The 16,053-nt window shown below is 63.5% G+C and carries 11 protein-coding genes and 1 tRNA gene; 6 read left to right on the top strand and 6 right to left on the bottom strand.

Going from position 1 to position 16,053, the window contains the following annotated elements:
* Window positions 1-118: 118 nt before the first annotated feature.
* The 3 genes from U8326_RS04825 to U8326_RS04815 are packed head-to-tail and all read left to right on the top strand — an operon-like array spanning window position 119 to window position 6,857.
* Window positions 119-3,484 (top strand): transglutaminase family protein, encoded by a 3,366-nt coding sequence (locus tag U8326_RS04825; RefSeq protein WP_324742682.1) that lies wholly within the window; start codon window positions 119-121, stop codon window positions 3,482-3,484.
* The gene (locus tag U8326_RS04820) at window positions 3,481-5,988 is read left to right on the top strand and encodes a circularly permuted type 2 ATP-grasp protein (protein ID WP_324742681.1); all 2,508 of its coding nucleotides are present in this window, start codon (window positions 3,481-3,483) and stop codon (window positions 5,986-5,988) included. Before U8326_RS04825 ends, U8326_RS04820 begins: the two co-directional genes overlap by 4 nt.
* Window positions 5,985-6,857: a transglutaminase family protein gene (locus U8326_RS04815; RefSeq protein WP_324742679.1), complete on the top strand. Its 873-nt coding sequence runs from the start codon at window positions 5,985-5,987 to the stop codon at window positions 6,855-6,857. Before U8326_RS04820 ends, U8326_RS04815 begins: the two co-directional genes overlap by 4 nt.
* 19 nt (window positions 6,858-6,876) lie before the next feature.
* Here U8326_RS04815 and U8326_RS04810 read toward each other — a convergent pair whose 3' ends face one another.
* Entirely contained in the window at window positions 6,877-7,209 is a 333-nt protein-coding gene (locus U8326_RS04810; protein WP_324742677.1) for a hypothetical protein, read from the bottom strand.
* 165 nt (window positions 7,210-7,374) lie between these two features.
* Here U8326_RS04810 and U8326_RS04805 point away from each other — a divergent pair, with 165 nt between their 5' ends.
* Window positions 7,375-8,142: an SDR family NAD(P)-dependent oxidoreductase gene (locus U8326_RS04805; RefSeq protein ID WP_324742676.1), complete on the top strand. Its 768-nt coding sequence runs from the start codon at window positions 7,375-7,377 to the stop codon at window positions 8,140-8,142.
* A 182-nt stretch (window positions 8,143-8,324) separates the two neighbouring features.
* Here U8326_RS04805 and U8326_RS04800 read toward each other — a convergent pair.
* The 4 genes from U8326_RS04800 to U8326_RS04785 all read right to left on the bottom strand — a co-directional run bounded on the left by U8326_RS04800 (window position 8,325) and on the right by U8326_RS04785 (window position 11,158).
* Window positions 8,325-8,401 (bottom strand) — tRNA-Met (locus U8326_RS04800).
* Window positions 8,402-8,582: 181 nt separating this feature from the next.
* On the bottom strand, window positions 8,583-9,554 hold the full coding sequence (gene mltG / locus U8326_RS04795) for an endolytic transglycosylase MltG (protein WP_324742675.1): 972 nt from the start codon (window positions 9,552-9,554) through the stop codon (window positions 8,583-8,585).
* Window positions 9,555-9,564: 10 nt separating this feature from the next.
* The gene (gene fabF / locus U8326_RS04790; protein ID WP_324742674.1) at window positions 9,565-10,827 is read right to left on the bottom strand and encodes a beta-ketoacyl-ACP synthase II; all 1,263 of its coding nucleotides are present in this window, start codon (window positions 10,825-10,827) and stop codon (window positions 9,565-9,567) included.
* A 94-nt stretch (window positions 10,828-10,921) separates the two neighbouring features.
* Complete coding sequence (locus tag U8326_RS04785; protein ID WP_324742673.1) at window positions 10,922-11,158, bottom strand: acyl carrier protein; 237 nt, start codon at window positions 11,156-11,158, stop codon at window positions 10,922-10,924.
* 333 nt (window positions 11,159-11,491) lie between these two features.
* On the opposite strand from U8326_RS04785, the gene U8326_RS04780 reads away from it, so the two are divergent.
* Together U8326_RS04780 and U8326_RS04775 are read left to right on the top strand one after the other, a co-directional pair.
* Window positions 11,492-13,276 (top strand): GGDEF domain-containing protein, encoded by a 1,785-nt coding sequence (locus tag U8326_RS04780; protein WP_324742672.1) that lies wholly within the window; start codon window positions 11,492-11,494, stop codon window positions 13,274-13,276.
* Between the two features lie 128 nt (window positions 13,277-13,404).
* A complete protein-coding gene (locus U8326_RS04775) occupies window positions 13,405-14,169 on the top strand; it encodes a glucose 1-dehydrogenase (protein ID WP_324742670.1) in 765 nt (254 codons plus the stop codon).
* 54 nt (window positions 14,170-14,223) lie between these two features.
* On the opposite strand, the gene aspS is transcribed toward U8326_RS04775, so the two are convergent.
* Complete coding sequence (aspS, locus tag U8326_RS04770) at window positions 14,224-16,005, bottom strand: aspartate--tRNA ligase (protein ID WP_324742669.1); 1,782 nt, start codon at window positions 16,003-16,005, stop codon at window positions 14,224-14,226.
* Window positions 16,006-16,053: the final 48 nt, after the last annotated feature.

Here is a 16,053-nt window from a genome sequence, read left to right as displayed (position 1 = left end):
ATCGGGCCGGGCGCCAGCGGAGCATAGGGATACGGAAAAATTCCTGCTCCCTCGGCGGACTGCCAGCATTGGGCGTCTTTTTGTTGCAATGCAACATTCAAAGGCGTCTAATGCCCGCATGATACGGGCGGCGCTGAATCACCTCACACGTTATCGCTATAACAGGCCGGTTCAGCTTGGCCCCCAGGTGGTCAGGCTGCGCCCCGCCCCCCACACACGCACGGCCATTCCCAATTACTCCCTCAAGATCGAGCCGGCCGGCCATTTCCTGAACTGGCAGCAGGACCCGCATGGCAATTGGCTGGCGCGGATCGTGTTCCCGGAGCGGGTGGATCACTTCTCCATCGAAGTCGATCTGATCGCCGACCTTACGGTGATAAATCCGTTCGATTTCTTCGTGGAGGAGAATGCCGAAGAAGTTCCCTTCAGCTACGACGCGGAACTGCGCGAGGAACTGTCCGCCTATTTCGAGGCCGCGCCTGCCGGGCCCCTGTTCGAGGCTTTGGCGGCGGAATTTTCGCCCTGGCGCGGACGAACCATAGATTTCCTGGTGGCGATCAATCAGACGCTGGAACAGCGGATCGGCTACGTCGTGCGGATGGAACCCGGCGTGCAGACGCCGGAGGAAACCCTCAGCCTCGGCACGGGATCATGCCGGGACAGCGGCTGGCTTCTGGTCAACCTGCTGCGCCGCCTGGGCTATGCGGCCCGTTTCGTTTCCGGCTATCTGATCCAGATGAAGGCCGATGTGGAGCCGGTGGAAGGGCCGAAAGGCCCGGAAGCCGATTTCACCGATCTTCATGCGTGGGCCGAAGTCTACGTTCCCGGCGCGGGCTGGATCGGGCTCGATCCCACCTCGGGCCTGTTCGCGGGAGAAGGCCATATTCCGGTGGCGGCAACCCCGCATTACCGTTCCGCGGCGCCGATCAGCGGCGTGGCCGAACCGGCCGAGGTCGATTTCCATTTCGAGATGCGGGTGGACCGCGTGCGCGAGGCCGTGCGGATCACCAAGCCCTTCACCGACGAGCGCTGGGAGGCCCTGCTTGCCTTGGGCGACAGGGTCGACGCCGATCTCCAGGCGCAGGACATGCGGCTGACCATGGGCGGAGAGCCGACCTTCGTCGCGGCCAGCGACCCGGAAGCGCCGGAATGGAACGGGGAAGCAGTCGGCCCCACCAAGGCCAAATTCGCCGACAAGCTGATCCGCGACCTGCGGGATCGCTTTGCCCCGGGCGCGCTGCTCCACCACGGCCAGGGCAAATGGTATCCGGGCGAAAGCCTGCCGCGTTGGGGTTTTTCGCTCTATTGGCGCAAGGACGGCAAGCCGCTCTGGAACAATGCCGCCCTGATCGCCGCCGATCCCGACGACCGGCCCGTTCGCCCGCTCGGCCCGGAAGATGCCGCCCATTTCATAGCGGAAACCGCGCAAAGCCTTGGGGTCGAACAGGATTTCGTCAGGCCGGTGTATGAAGATCCGGAAAAGTGGGTGAAGCGCGAAGGCGAATTGCCGTTCAATGTCACCCCGGACGATCCGAAGCTGGACGATCCAGAGGAACGCGCGCGGATCGTGCGCACTTTCTCGCGCGGGCTGAACACTCCGGTCGGGTATGTCCTGCCGATCCAGCGCTGGCAGGCCGAACCGGCCAAGGGTCCACGCTGGAAAAGCGAGCAATGGACCTTGCGGCGCGGCGCGCTGTTCGCGGTGCCGGGAGATTCCTCGCTCGGCTACCGCCTGCCGCTCGGCTCCCTGCCCCATGTGCCGAAATCCGATTATCCCTATATCCATCCGCGCGTCACCACCGATCCGCGCGAGCCGCTCGCCGATTTCCGCCAGCAGCGCCCGATGGCGGCGCAGGAAGACAGGGAGCGGGAAACCGCGCAAGCGCCGGCCCAGCGGGCAGAACGCGTTGCGGGGCCTGACGGTGCGCAGCAGGAGATCGTCGAACAGGAAATCGTGGAAGGCGCGGTGCGCACGGCTCTCACGGTGGAGCCGCAAGGCAGTTACCTGTCCGTCTTCATCCCGCCCGTCGAAGCCATGGAGGATTTCCTGGAGCTGGTGACGGAAATCGAAGCGACAGCGGAGCGGCTGGCGCTTCCCGTCCGGATCGAAGGCTATCCGCCGCCGCCCGATCCCCGGGTGAATGTATTGAAGGTGACGCCTGATCCCGGAGTGATCGAAGTCAACATTCACCCCGCCGGCAACTGGGCCGAACTGGTCGACATCAGCACCCAACTCTATGACGCCGCGCGCGAATGCGGGCTGACAGCCGACAAATTCATGGTCGATGGCCGCTCGGTCGGCACGGGCGGCGGCAACCATCTTGTAATGGGCGGTGCGAGCGTTACCGAAAGCCCGTTCATCCGCCGCCCGGACCTCCTCAAGAGCTTCGTGCTCTATTGGCAGCGCCACCCTTCATTGAGCTACCTGTTCTCGGGCCTGTTCATCGGGCCGACCAGCCAGGCGCCTCGCATCGACGAGGCAAGGCATGACAGCCTGTATGAGCTGGAAGTGGCGCTTTCGCAGGTGCCTAGCCCGGATCAGCCGCCGCAATTCCCCTGGATCGTCGATCTGCTGTTCCGCAATCTGCTGGTAGACGTTACCGGCAACACCCATCGCACGGAAATCTGCATCGACAAGCTTTATTCCCCCGATGGACCCACCGGGCGTCTCGGGCTGGTCGAATTTCGCGGTTTCGAGATGCCACCGGATGCAAAGATGAGCGTAGCGCAACAACTGCTGCTGCGCGCCTTGGCTGCCTGGTTCTGGCGTGAACCGCAGGATGGGTCGCTGGTGCGCTGGGGCACGGCCCTGCACGACCGGTTCCTGCTGCCTCATTTCGCCTGGACCGATTTCCTCGAGGTTCTCTCTGACCTGCGCCGCGCCGGCTATGATTTCGACCCGCAGTGGTTCGAGGCGCAAAAGCAGTTCCGCTTTCCGATCCATGGCACGGTGGAGGCCGGCGGCGTGGTGCTGGAAATCTCCCATGCGCTGGAACCATGGAACGTGCTCGGCGAAACCGGCGCCATCGGCGGCACGGTGCGCTATGTCGACAGCTCGACCGAGCGCCTGCAGGTGCGGGCGAGCGGCCTTGTGCCCGGACGGCATGTGATCGGCTGCAATGGCAGGCGCGTGCCCCTGCATCCGACAGGCAAGCCGGGTGAGGCGGTGGGTGGCGTGCGCTACAAGGCCTGGGCGCCGCCCAGTTGCCTGCATCCCTTGCTGAAAGCCGATACTCCGCTGACGTTCGATGTATTCGACAGCTGGAATGGCCGCTCGCTGGGCGGATGCGTCTATCATGTGGCGCATCCCGGCGGCCGGGCCTATGATGATGTGCCGGTAAACAGCTATGAAGCCGAAGCGCGGCGCAAGGCCCGCTTCCAGGATCATGGGCATACGCCGGGCAAGGTGGAAATCCCGCCGGAAGAACATGGGGGAGAATTTCCGATGACACTCGATCTGAGGCGCCCGGCGCGACTGGGATGAGCGACACGGGCCTGTCTGCCCCCAAGGCTGAACTCCCGGGGCCGGAACCCTGTTCCGATCCGCTCGCCTGTTATGATGCTGCGCCGGGCAGTGGCGACATCTACAATTCGGCGCCTCCAGCGGTGGCGCAGCATTGGCGCGACTTCGCGGCCGGGCTTGCCAAGGCGGGCCAGGGCGATCTGCGCAGGATACAGGCTTATATCGACCGTCACGTCGACGATCTGGGCCTGGCTTTCCGGGTCACCGGCGATGAGCAGGAACGGCCATGGCCGCTCGCCCCGATGCCGATCATCATCGGCGCGCAGGAATGGCATTCGCTTGAGGCCGGGCTGGTCCAGCGCGCCAACCTGCTGGAAGCCGTGATCGCCGATATTTATGGTGAGCAGCAATTGGTGTTCGATGGGCGGCTTCCCGCATCAATCGTGACCGGCAGCGCGAACTTCGCCAGCCGCATGGTCGGCATGAAGCCCAACGGCGGATATTTCCTGAATGTCTATGCGGTGGATCTGGCCCGCGGCCCGACCGGGGAATGGCGCGTGCTGGCGGACCGGGTGCGGTTGCCCACGGGTATCGGCTACGCGCTGGAAAACCGGCTGGCGATGGCGCGCGCGACCGGCGATCTCCTCGCTTCGATCGGGACGCGCCGGCAGGCCGACTTCTTCGAGGCGCTGCGCCATGGCATTGCCGCCGCCTGCGCACGCGTCGAACCGCGCATCGGCCTCCTCACGCCGGGCCGGTTCAACCAGAGCTACCCGGAACAGGCGCATCTCGCGCGCCATCTCGGCTTCTCGCTGGTGGAAGGGCGCGATCTGGTGGTGCGGGACGGTCGCCTGTTCGTCCGCACCATCGCCGGGCTGAAGCGGATCGACGCCCTTTGGCGCTGGATCAACACGCGCGATATAGACCCTCTCCATTTCGATTCCCGCTCGCGTATCGGTGTTCCCAATCTGCTATCGGCCTGCGCCGAAGGCGGCGTCGCCATCGCCAACTGGCCCGGAGCCGGAGTGATCGATTCGCGCGCCATGTCGGCCTTCCTGCCGCGCTTGTGCAAAAGCGTGCTGAGCGAACCGCTCAAGCTGCCCAATGTCGCGACCTGGTGGTGCGGGCAGGCCGAGGAAAGGCAATATGTTCTCGACAACCTGGGCAAGCTGATCGTCAGCGCCGCATTCGGCGGCCCGGTATCCGCGCTGCCCGGCGGCCGCTCGATCGCGGGGTCGGAACTTTCCCCCGAGCAGCGCAGCAAACTGGTCCAGGCCATCGACCGCCGCCCGATGGATTATGCCGCGCAGGAAATCGTGAACCTGTCCACCACCCCATGCCTTGTGGAAGACCGGCTGGAGCCGCGCAGCTTCACGCTGCGCGCTTTCCTCGCCCGCGACGGAGAAGGCCGCTGGGTCGCCCTGGCGGGAGGGTTCGGGCGAGTGTCAGATCGCGACGAGTTGCGGACTTCGCTGATGGGACTGGGCGACCTGTCGGCGGATGTCTGCATCGTGGAAGACAGCTATTCCGCTCAAACCGTGGTGCCGCCTGCCCTCGCCCCCCCTGCCGTTCGCCGGGCGGATGGGGCCTTGCCGAGCCAGTCGGCCGACAATCTCTTCTGGCTGGGCCGCTATTGCGAGCGCGCCCATCAGACCGCGCTTGCCATCCGCACCTTGCTGGATACGGCCAGCGGCCAACATGCGGAAACCGATACCGGCACCGCCACTGCCCGCCTTTCCGCCCTGCTGGAACGATGGTCCGCCGTTCCGCCGGGAAGTGCTTCCCTGCCCCCGCTGCAAACCGCGATCACCGCCCTCACGGCAAAACGCCAGCCCGGATCGGTTGCCGCCCTTGTCGAGACTGCACGGCAGATCGCCCTGCTGCTGCGTGACCGGCTCAGCCGCGATACCTGGCGCGTGATCCATCGCCCCCTGCCCGATTTCAAGGCGCATGATCCCGATTCCGTATCGGCGGCCACCGGCATCGCGATCGAACGCTTTGCCGCTTTCGCCCGCCTGATGGCGGACAGCATGGCCCGCACCCCGGCATGGCGTTTCCTCGATATGGGCATTTCGCTGGAGCGGGCCAGCCTGATCGTGCAAGCGTCTGCGACCATGGTCCCCGGCAGCGCCAGCGCCGAGGATCTCGCGGCATTGCTTGAGCTGGTCGATGGGCAATCGCTCTATCGCAGCCGCTATCTGACGATGCCCTTCATCGCCCCCGTTCTCGACATGGTTCTGCTCGATCCGGTTCAACCCCGGGGGCTGGCTTTCCAGATTTCCCGCTTGGCCCACCACCTCGCCGCCCTGCCGAACCTGCGGGATGATGGAATGATGGAGCTGCCATTGCGTCTCGTGCGCGAATTGCGCGGGAATCTGGAAGGCATCACCGCGGAAAATCTCGATCAGATTGCCCTTCAGGGAATTGGCGCGCGCATTGCGGAGTTGTCCGACGCCATATCGCGGCGTTATTTCCTGCAGGAAGAAACCGGCGCTCTTCCGGGCGACACGGCCTTTCTTGCATGATCTACAAGGTCAGTCACCGCTCGCTGATCGCCTACGATCCGCCGGTTATCCATGCCCGTTTCAATCTGCGGCTCCGGCCCGTGGCATGGGCGGGCCAGAAACTGCTTTCGCAACGGTTGAGCTTCCTGCCCCTGCCCGCGAATATTACGGAAACGCTGGGGCCTTATCCCGTCAATACAACCCGATTGATTTTTGCCGAACCACTGCGCGAACTTTCACTGGAAAGCGAATTCCAAGTCAGGGTCGCCGCAAGGCCGATCCCGGATGATAGCAGCACAATCGAAGATATACGCCGCGACGCCTTGCAATCGCGCGATCTCACCATGCTGGCGCCGGCGCCCTATCTGTTTGGATCGCCCATAGCCCGCCTGCATGACGAAATCGCGGAATGGGCCGCGCCGCTGTTGCCGCAAGGCAGATCGATTCTCGCGGGCGTTCGAGATCTGACGGCGGCGATCCATTCCGGGTTCACCTACAGGCCCGGCATCACCAACAGCAAAACCCCTCCCATCGAAGCATTCCGGAAACGCGAAGGCGTGTGTCAGGATTTCGCGCACATCATGATTATCGCGTTGCGATCTCACGGCATTCCCGCAGGCTATGTCAGCGGCTACCTGCGCACGGAACCTCCGCCCGGCGAGGACCGGCTGGTGGGTGCCGATGCCATGCATGCCTGGGCGCAGGTCTGGTGCGGCCCGCGCCTGGGCTGGATCGGCGCCGACCCCACGAATAATTGCCTTGTCGGCTCTGACCACATTATCGTGGCCATGGGCCGGGACTATGCCGACATCGCCCCGATCGACGGGGTTTTCGTGGGCAATTCATCCCAGCACATGAATGTTGCCGTGGACGTGGTGCCGGTCGGCTGAGGCCCCCTCTCCCCCGACCTCAGAAGATATTGGCGACCCCGATCAGCACGCAGGCGAGCACGAGAATGGCGATTTTCGCAATCGACGCCGGCTCGCCATACATGAAGATGCCGACCGCGACGGCCCCCAGCGGCACGAGCGCCGCCACGAAGGGAATGAGAAGCCCCAGATTGACCCCCATATTGCTGATCCGCGCCAGAAGGCCGATCCCGACTGCGAAGCAGAGAGCCAAACCCAGGGTCGGGAGAGGTTGCGTAAGCCCCTTGGTGGCCGGCATGATCATCAGCCCGATGACTTGAGCCAGCGCGGAAAGCAGAACCAGAACAACGATCAAAGGTGAAACTGCAGCCATATGATTATCCTCTCCTCGAAATTATCGGCAAGGCTGTAACCGGGATAAGTCTGTTCTGCGAGCAGGAAAGGGTTAATGGTCTGATGAAATGACCATGACGCTTGACTGGCAGGGCCACGGCAGGCCAACTTTCAGCGATCTGAACAAGAGGAACGAGGAAGTTGGATGACCAGATTTTCCGGTAAGATCGTGATCGTAACCGGGGCGGGCACCGGGATCGGCGCGGCCACGGTCCGGCGCTTCGTCGATGAAGGCGCGAAAGTCGTGCTTGTCGGCCGAACTCTTCAGAATCTGGAAAACGCGGCCTCGGGCCTACCCAAAACGCAGATTGTCCTGCATCCCGCCGATGTTGCCGAAGAGAGCGCGGTCGATGAGCTGATCCACGGGGTAACGGCGCAATTCGGCCGCCTGGATGTGCTGGTGAACAATGCGGCCATCTTCCTGCCCGGCCCCGCAGCGGACGTTACGACGGATGAATGGCGTCAGGTCATGGCGGTCAATCTGGACGGCGTCTTCTTTGCGACGCGCGCGGCTATCCCGCATCTCATCAGGACCGGCGGATCGATCGTCAATGTCGCATCCGCATCGGGGCTGGGGGCGGACTGGAATGCGGCGGCCTACGATACGGCGAAGGGCGCCGTGGTGAATTTCACGCGCTCGGTCGCCCTCGATTACGGGCGCAGCGGCATCCGCATCAATTCCGTCTGCCCGAGCCTGATCGACACGCCGATGGCGGCCGGGGTCAAGGCCAGCGCCGAACTGCTCGGGAAATTCGAGGAGCGGATTCCCTTCGGCCGCATTGGCCAGCCAAGCGAGGTCGCGGCGGTCATCGCATTCCTGGCAAGCGAGGACGCGAGCTTCGTGCATGGGGTGAACATGCCGGTCGATGGCGGGCTGGCGGCATCGAACGGACAGCCCGCGCTCTATTTCTAGGCGACCGGCGGCAATCGGGGAAGGCCAGGAAGCGCGCGAGGCGTTGCGGACCATGGTCGAGCGGATCATTCTGACGCCAAGATCCGACGCGCCTGGAATGTCGATCGAGATTGAAGGCCGCCTGTCCGCAATGCTCGATCTCGGTCGGGGCAACACCCCCACTAAAAAGGGTACTGTTCCGTTGGTAGCGGAGGAGGGACTCGAACCCCCGACACGCGGATTATGATTCCGCTGCTCTAACCACCTGAGCTACTCCGCCCCACAAGACTGCGCCTGATCGAGGCTGCGGCGCCTGAAAGGCCCCGGCAGGCGGCGCTCTTAGGGCGAGCGCGAGGCTCGGTCAACCGCCCTTTCGGCCTCTGGAACGCCAATTTTGACAAACACCCGCGTACCGCTGGAGGGATCAGTGGCGCAAGCCGCACTGCCCGGTCATCCAACCGCTACATTTCACCGCGCGCACGCCGGATTGCGAACCACTTCTCCACATTGGCATTGTGCTGCTCCAGAGTGTTCGCGAAAACATGGCCGCCGGTGCCGTCGGCCACCATGTAGAGCGCGTCCGTCTTGGCGGGATTGAGCACCGCCGCGATCGATTCACGCCCGGGGTTGGTGATCGGCCCCTTCGGCAGCCCAACCATGCTGTAGGTGTTGTAATCGTTGATCGCGGCGATTTCCGATTGGCGGATGCGCCGCCCCAACGGCTTGCCCCTGGTGATGGGATAGATGATCGTCGGATCGGCTTGCAGCAGCATCCCCTGCTTCAGGCGGTTGGAATACAGCCCGGCCACCATGCGGCGTTCGGAAGGCTTGCCGGTTTCCTTTTCCACGATGGAGGCGAGGGTCAGCGCTTCCTGCGGAGTCTTCACCACCAGCCCGGGCGCGCGTTTGGCCCATAATTCCGCCAGGGTGCGTTGCATCGCGGCCTGCATCCGCGCCAATACGGCAGCGCGCGGCTCGCCCCGCTCGAAGTCGTAGCTTTCGGGCAGGACGGAACCCTCGGTCGGCATCGGCACATCCCCGGTCAGGAGCGGTTCGGCCATCAGCCGCTCATGCACCATGATCGAAGGCATGCCTTCGGGAATGGTGACGAAGCGGCGGATCACTTCATTGCCCTGCAGAATGGACAGGATACGCGCCGGACTGGCCCCGGCAGGCAAGAGGAATTCGCCGGCTTTGATCGGATCGTTCGATCCGAGAAACCGCGCGCGAAGCAGGAATGCCTTGGCCGATCCTATCGCGCCCTGCTCTTCCAGCTGCTGCGCGACATTGGCGAGAGAGGAACCGGAACGGACGACGAAAGCCTTCTCCTGCCGGAGAGAACCCGCGCCATACCAGCCCCAGGCGAAGCCGCCCGCGGCAAGAGCCAATCCGAGAAGCGCCGCCAGCGCAAACAGCCAGCCGCGGCGGATCACGCCTATATCCCTAATCGACCTGCTTCAGGACCAGGCTGGCATTGGTGCCGCCAAAGCCGAAGCTGTTGTTGAGAACCGCGCGAACCTGGCGCCTTTTGGCCTGATAAGGAACGAGATCGACCCCGACGCAGCTTTCGCTCGGATTGTCGAGATTGAGCGTCGGCGGCACGATCTGGTCACGCAGGGCAAGGATGCAGAAGATGCTCTCAACGGCACCTGCGCCACCCAGAAGGTGACCTATCGCGGACTTGGTGGAACTCATCGATACATTGGAGATCGCATCGCCGAACAGGCGGCGAACCGCCCCGAGTTCCAGCTCGTCGCCCAGTGGGGTCGAGGTGCCGTGGGCATTGATGTAATCGATGTCCGCCGGGCTTACCCCTGCCTTGCGCAGCGCCATCTCCATGGAACGGTAAGCGCCCGAGCCTTCCGGATGCGGTGCCGTCACATGATGGGCATCGCCCGACAGGCCATAGCCCACCACCTCGGCGTAGATCTTCGCGCCGCGCGCCTTGGCATGCTCATATTCCTCGAGCACCACGACGCCAGCGCCCTCGCCCATCACGAAGCCGTCGCGGGCCTCGTCATAGGGGCGGCTGGCCTTTTCCGGCTGATCGTTAAAATTCGTGGAAAGGGCGCGTGCCTGCGCGAATCCCGCGATCCCGATCGGGCAGATCGTGCTTTCCGCACCGCCCGCCAGCATGATGTCGGCATCGCCGTCCTTTATCATCCGCGCGGCATCGCCAATCGAATGCGCACCCGTGGAGCAGGCGGTGACTACCGCATGGTTCGGCCCCATCAGGCCATAGCGGATCGAAACCTGGCCGGAGATCAGGTTGATCAGGCGGCCATGAACGAAATGCGGAGAAACCCGGCCCGGCCCCTTCTCGGCCAGCACCAGCGATTCCTTCTCGATCCCGGGAAGCCCGCCGATGCCGGAGCCGATCGAGCAGCCGGCGCGCAGCCGGGTCGCCTCGTCCAGCTCGGTAAGGCCGGCATCTTCCATTGCCTGTCCGGCGGCATCGATGCCGTAAACGATGAACGGATCGACCTGACGCTGGATCTTGCTGTCGACCCGCCTGTCCGGATCGAAGCCATATTCGTGGTCGGCCGGCTTCACTTCGCACGCGATCCGGCATTTCTGATCCGAAGCGTCGAAGCGGGTAATCGGGCCCGCCCCGCTTTTTCCAGCCAGGATATTCTTCCAGGTCGTCTCGACATCGGCACCCAGGGGGGTGACGAGGCCCAGACCGGTTACGACCACACGGCGCATAGCAACTCTCCGAAATTACGAAAGGCTCAGCCCATTATGGGCCGAGCCTGTCCGTCCCCGTCCGGCGGGTAGCGCGGCGGGGAGAAAGGGCAGCTTAGCCCTTGTTGTCGTCAATATACTTGATCGCATCGCCGACGGTGCCGATCTTCTCGGCGGCGTCGTCAGGTATTTCAACACCGAATTCTTCTTCGAAAGCCATGACCAGCTCGACGATGTCGAGGCTGTCGGCACCCAGATCGTCAATGAAGCTGGCGTCCGGGGTCACCTTTTCGGCTTCAACGCCGAGATGCTCGACGACAATCTTCTTCACGCGGTCAGCGGTATCGCTCATGCAAAATCCCTCTCGAAAGGATGCGGTTGTTCGGTCGGCTTTCGCCCTAATGAACGGTTTGCAGGCTGGCAAGGGGATTGCGCACAGCATTGCCCGCGCCCACGCTGCGAAAATGCCATATCCCGGCACTTCCACGCGGATTTCGCGCCAAATGCGCCATATTTTCAGGGGGCGCGGATAATTTATGGCACGCTCGCGCCCAACTGCCCGCAAGAATACCCGAAAACACCTGAAAGCCCAAGGAAATGTGACAAAATGAAGAAACCGATTATAAGGCAATTTTAATGGCAGGCCGACATATGGGGCGCATGAACTCGTCTGCCAGGAACTGAAATGAGCGCGCCGCTAGAACGTTCACCGATGCCGAATATCCGCGATGTGGACTTTGCCTATCAACCGATTATCGGCACATCGTCGCTGCGCGTGCATGGATTTGAGGCACTGGCCCGCATCGATACGAGCGAATTTTCCCACATCCACGACTTTCTCAATCATTCCTATTCCATCGGAAAATTGCGGGAAGCCGAAACCGGCCTGCTGCGCTCGGCCATTTCCAAGTTCTGCGAATTTCCGGAAAAGCATTTCGTCCGGCTGTTCTGCAATGTGGACAACCGGACTTACGATGGCCTGCCGCTCCACAAGGCATCGGTCGTGGAGCTTCTGGAAGGCACGGGGCTTCCCGCCGCCAACCTCTGCCTCGAAATCTCCGAGCGTCACCCCATGCAGTCTTTCGACACGATCCGGCAGATCGTGGAAATGCTGATGGCGCATGGAGCGCATGTCGCGCTGGACGATTTCGGCATCGGCAATTCCGGGCTGCACATGCTGCTCAATCTGGAGCCGCATTACGTGAAGATCGACCGCACCTTCATCGCGGGTATCGCATCCAGCACCCGCAAGCAGGCGATCGTGGCCAAGCTGTGCGGCCTCGCGCACGCGCTGGGCTTCCAGACGGTGGCGGAAGGCGTCGAAAACGAGTCCGATTTCAGGATGTCGCGGGATATTGGCTGCGACCTGGCGCAAGGCTTCCACATAGCGAAGCCCACCACCAACATTCGCGAGCTTTCGGTGGTATATGGGCAGACCCTCACCGTCTCGTCCACGCCTCGAATGTCTCCGCGCGTCGCAGAGCTGCTCACCCCGGTCGAGCCGGTGTATCTCGACCAGCCGCTGCGCGATGTGGCCGACACGTTCAAGGAGCGGCCCGACCTGCGCCTGCTGCCCGTGATCGACCGGAACCGGAACGTGCAGGGCGCAGTGCTGGAGGAAGATGTGCGCCGCCTGATGCTGAGCGATTTCGGGCGCTCGCTGCTCGCAAACAAGGGGATGGATACCAGGATCGGCAAATTGCTGCGCCGCTGCCCGGTTGCGGACGCCAATGGAACGGTCGAAGCGATCGTCAACAGCTATGTCACCGCCGACGGCGCGCAGGGCCTGATTCTGATAAGCGACGGCCACTACGCCGGCTATCTCAACAACAATGCCGTGCTGCGCCTTGCCGCGGAGCGCGAGGTCAATGTCGCGCGGGAGCAGAATCCGCTCACGCGCCTGGCGGGGGCCGAGAGCATCCAGCGCCACTGGGATAATCTACTTGTCCTGAAAGGCCCGAGGATGGTGGCCTTCCTGGACTTCGACAATTTCAAGGCGTTCAACGACAGCTACGGCTTCGCGTCGGGCGATCGGGCATTGCTGATGTTCGCAGGCCTGCTGCGGCGGCTGGAGAAATCGCGCGGCGCGTTCGTCGCCCATATCGGCGGGGACGATTTCCTGCTGAGCATGGGCTTGCCGGAAAGCGAGGGCGAGCAGGCGGTGCGCGACCTGCAGCTTCGCTTCGCCCAGGATGTCGAAAGCCTCTATACCGCGGACGATCGCGGAAAAGGCGGAATTACGGCAATCGACAGGTTCGGCGTGGCGCGCTTCTTCCCCCTGCTCCAGATCTCCGCAGGTGTGGTTCACCTGTCGCAGAATCGGGCGGGCATGACCCGCGAGGATATCGTCGAGCAGCTCAATGCCGCCAAAGCCGCCGCGAAACGCGCGGAAAACGGGCTGGCGGTGAGGCGCCTGCCCGAACGCAAACGCGCGCGCGCCTCTTCCATCCAGACCCGGAATGCCGCCTGATTGCCGCCATCGCGGCCAGGCGACCTGCGGGCGCCGGCTTCATCAACTTGACAATATGGTCAGGATAATTCCTAGTGCCCCTCCTCGCGAGCCGGAAGGTTCGGCAAACAGACCAAGGGAGTGGAAAAATGGGACGTCTGGCCGGCAAGGTGGCAGTCATAACGGGCGGCGCTTCGGGGATCGGGGCGGCCTGTTCGCGCCTGTTCGCCCAGGAAGGCGCGAAGGTGGTGATCGCCGACATACAGGAGCCGACCGACCCGGCACTGGCCGGGGCGATCAAGGCGAACGAGGCATCCTTCGCCTTCATCAAGACCGATGTGATGAAAGAGGAAGACGTCGCCGCGGCCATCGCGCTGGCTGAGAGCAGATGGGGGCGGCTGGACGCCACGGTGGCCTGCGCCGGCGTTTCCGGGCAAGGCAGCGATGTCTCGCTCAGCCAGGACGAATGGGACACGATCATGGCGATCAATGCGCGCGGCGTGTTCTTCGTCCACAAGCACGCCATTCCGGCCATGCTGAAAAGCGGCGGCGGCTCCATCACCAATATTTCCTCGGCTTACGGAATGATCGGCGCGGCCGGGTTCGCCGCCTATTGCGCGTCGAAGGGCGCGGTCAGGCTGCTGACCAAATCGACCGCCATCGAGCACGCAAGGGAAGGCATCCGCTGCAACTCGATCCATCCCGGCGTCATCGAAACGCCGATGCTGCACGCCATATATGATGGAACCGAGGACCCGGAAGCGACGCGCCAGCTGTTCGAGGCCCAGCAGCCGAGCGGACGCACCGGACGGCCCGACGACATCGCCTGGGGCTGCGTCTATCTCGCTTCGGACGAGGCGGCGTTCGTCAACGGCGCCGAACTCTCCATCGACGGCGGAATCGTGGCGGGCTGATCGGGGCCGCAGCCGGGAGAGCGACGGTTCCCCTCTCCCGGCCCTGTCAGGGCCTTACTGCTTCGGCGGCTCGACGATCCGAATGCCAAGCTCGCGCAATTGCTTCGGCTCGGCGGGCGACGGAGCCCCCATCAGCAGGTCTTCCGCGCGCTGGTTCATCGGGAACAGCGTGATTTCGCGAAGGTTGACCGCGCCGCAAAGCAGCATGACCACCCGGTCCACGCCAGCGGCCATGCCGCCATGCGGCGGGGCGCCATAATGGAACGCGCGATAGAGGCCGCCGAAGCGTTCCTCCACATCTTCCTTCGACAGCCCCACCTTCTCGAACGCGGCGACCATCGTTTCCGGATCGTGGTTGCGGATCGAGCCGGAAGCGATTTCATAGCCGTTGCAGACGAGGTCATACTGATAGGCGTTGATCGTCAGCGGGTCCTGATTGCGCAATGCTTCCAGTCCGCCCTGCGGCATGGAGAAGGGATTGTGCGAGAAATCGACCCGCTTTTCCTCCTCATCCCATTCGTAGAACGGGAAATCGACGATCCAGCATAGCTCGAAGCGATCCTGGGCGATCAGGTCCAGTTCCTCGCCCACCCGGATGCGCGCGGCGCCAGCCAGCTTGGCGGCGGCCGCTTCCTTGCCGGCAGCGAAGAACAAGCCGTCGTCCGGGCCGAGGCCAAGCTCGTTATACAGCTCCTCCATCCGCTCCGGCCCGTGGTTCTTGGCGATCGGACCGCCGAATTCGCCACCCTTGCGGGTGACATAGCCAAGCCCGGCATGGCCCTCGCTCTGCGCCCAGCCATTCATGTCGTCGAAGAACTTGCGGCTCTTTTCCGCCGTGTTCGGCGCCGGAATCACGCGGACCACCCCGCCCTGCCCCACGATCCGCTCGAAAATGCCGAAGCCGGATTTCTCGAAATGGCGGGTGACGTCCGAAATAATCAGAGGATTGCGCAGATCCGGCTTGTCCGAGCCGTATTTCAGCATCGCTTCGGCATAGGGAATGCGCGGAAACGAGCCGGTGGGCGTGACATGCCGGCCCTCGGCGAAAGCCTCGAACACTCCGCCGATCACCGGCTCCATGGTGTTCCACACATCTTCCTGCGTGACGAAGCTCATTTCCAGGTCGAGCTGGTAGAATTCGCCCGGCAGGCGGTCGGCGCGCGGGTCCTCGTCGCGGAAACAGGGTGCGATCTGGAAATAGCGGTCGAACCCGGCCACCATCAGCAACTGCTTGTACTGCTGCGGGGCCTGCGGCAGCGCATAGAACTTGCCGTTATGGATGCGGCTGGGCACCAGAAAGTCCCGCGCGCCTTCCGGGCTGGAAGCGGTGAGGATCGGCGTGGAATATTCCGTGAAGCCAGCGTCCGCCATCCGGGTGCGCATGTCGGAAATGATCCTGGTGCGCTTGACGATATTGGCGTGCAGCGTGTCGCGGCGCAGATCGAGGAACCGATATTTGAGGCGGATCTCCTCGGGATACTCCTGCTCCCCGGCCACCGGCATCGGCAGTTCCTCGGCCCGCGATTGCACTTGCGCCGCACGCGCGAACACCTCGATCGCGCCGGTGGCGAGATTGGGATTGACGGTTTCGGGACCGCGCCTTTTCACCTCGCCGTCGATGGTGACGACGCTTTCCACCCGCAGCGAATCCAGCAAGGCCAGCGCCGGGCTGTCTTCGTCCGCCACGATCTGGGTGATGCCGTAATGGTCGCGAAGATCGACGAACAGAACCCCGCCATGGTCCCGCTTGCGGTGAATCCAGCCGGACAGGCGAACCGTTTCACCGGCATTGTCCTGCGACAGGGCGGCGCAGTGGTGGGTGCGGTAGAGATGCATCTAAGTTCTTTCCATCCGGGCTTGCGTAAGGCAGGGGGATTCCCTGAC

This window comes from Tsuneonella sp. CC-YZS046, from assembly GCF_035581365.1.
Taxonomy (GTDB): domain Bacteria; phylum Pseudomonadota; class Alphaproteobacteria; order Sphingomonadales; family Sphingomonadaceae; genus JAWKXU01.
The sequence above is the reverse complement of the archived record's forward strand: the minus strand, read 5'-3'. Positions and strand labels throughout refer to the sequence as shown.

What these genes read in the sequence shown, in the direction of transcription:
- U8326_RS04825 (WP_324742682.1), top strand. Translation starts at nt 119, where the DNA reads ATGATACGGGCGGCGCTGAATCACCTCACACGTTATCGCTATAACAGG.
- U8326_RS04820 (WP_324742681.1), top strand. Translation starts at nt 3,481, where the DNA reads ATGAGCGACACGGGCCTGTCTGCCCCCAAGGCTGAACTCCCGGGGCCG.
- U8326_RS04815 (WP_324742679.1), top strand. Translation starts at nt 5,985, where the DNA reads ATGATCTACAAGGTCAGTCACCGCTCGCTGATCGCCTACGATCCGCCG.
- U8326_RS04810 (WP_324742677.1), bottom strand. Translation starts at nt 7,209, where the DNA reads ATGGCTGCAGTTTCACCTTTGATCGTTGTTCTGGTTCTGCTTTCCGCG.
- U8326_RS04805 (WP_324742676.1), top strand. Translation starts at nt 7,375, where the DNA reads ATGACCAGATTTTCCGGTAAGATCGTGATCGTAACCGGGGCGGGCACC.
- fabF (WP_324742674.1), bottom strand. Translation starts at nt 10,827, where the DNA reads ATGCGCCGTGTGGTCGTAACCGGTCTGGGCCTCGTCACCCCCCTGGGT.
- U8326_RS04785 (WP_324742673.1), bottom strand. Translation starts at nt 11,158, where the DNA reads ATGAGCGATACCGCTGACCGCGTGAAGAAGATTGTCGTCGAGCATCTC.
- U8326_RS04780 (WP_324742672.1), top strand. Translation starts at nt 11,492, where the DNA reads ATGAGCGCGCCGCTAGAACGTTCACCGATGCCGAATATCCGCGATGTG.
- U8326_RS04775 (WP_324742670.1), top strand. Translation starts at nt 13,405, where the DNA reads ATGGGACGTCTGGCCGGCAAGGTGGCAGTCATAACGGGCGGCGCTTCG.
- aspS (WP_324742669.1), bottom strand. Translation starts at nt 16,005, where the DNA reads ATGCATCTCTACCGCACCCACCACTGCGCCGCCCTGTCGCAGGACAAT.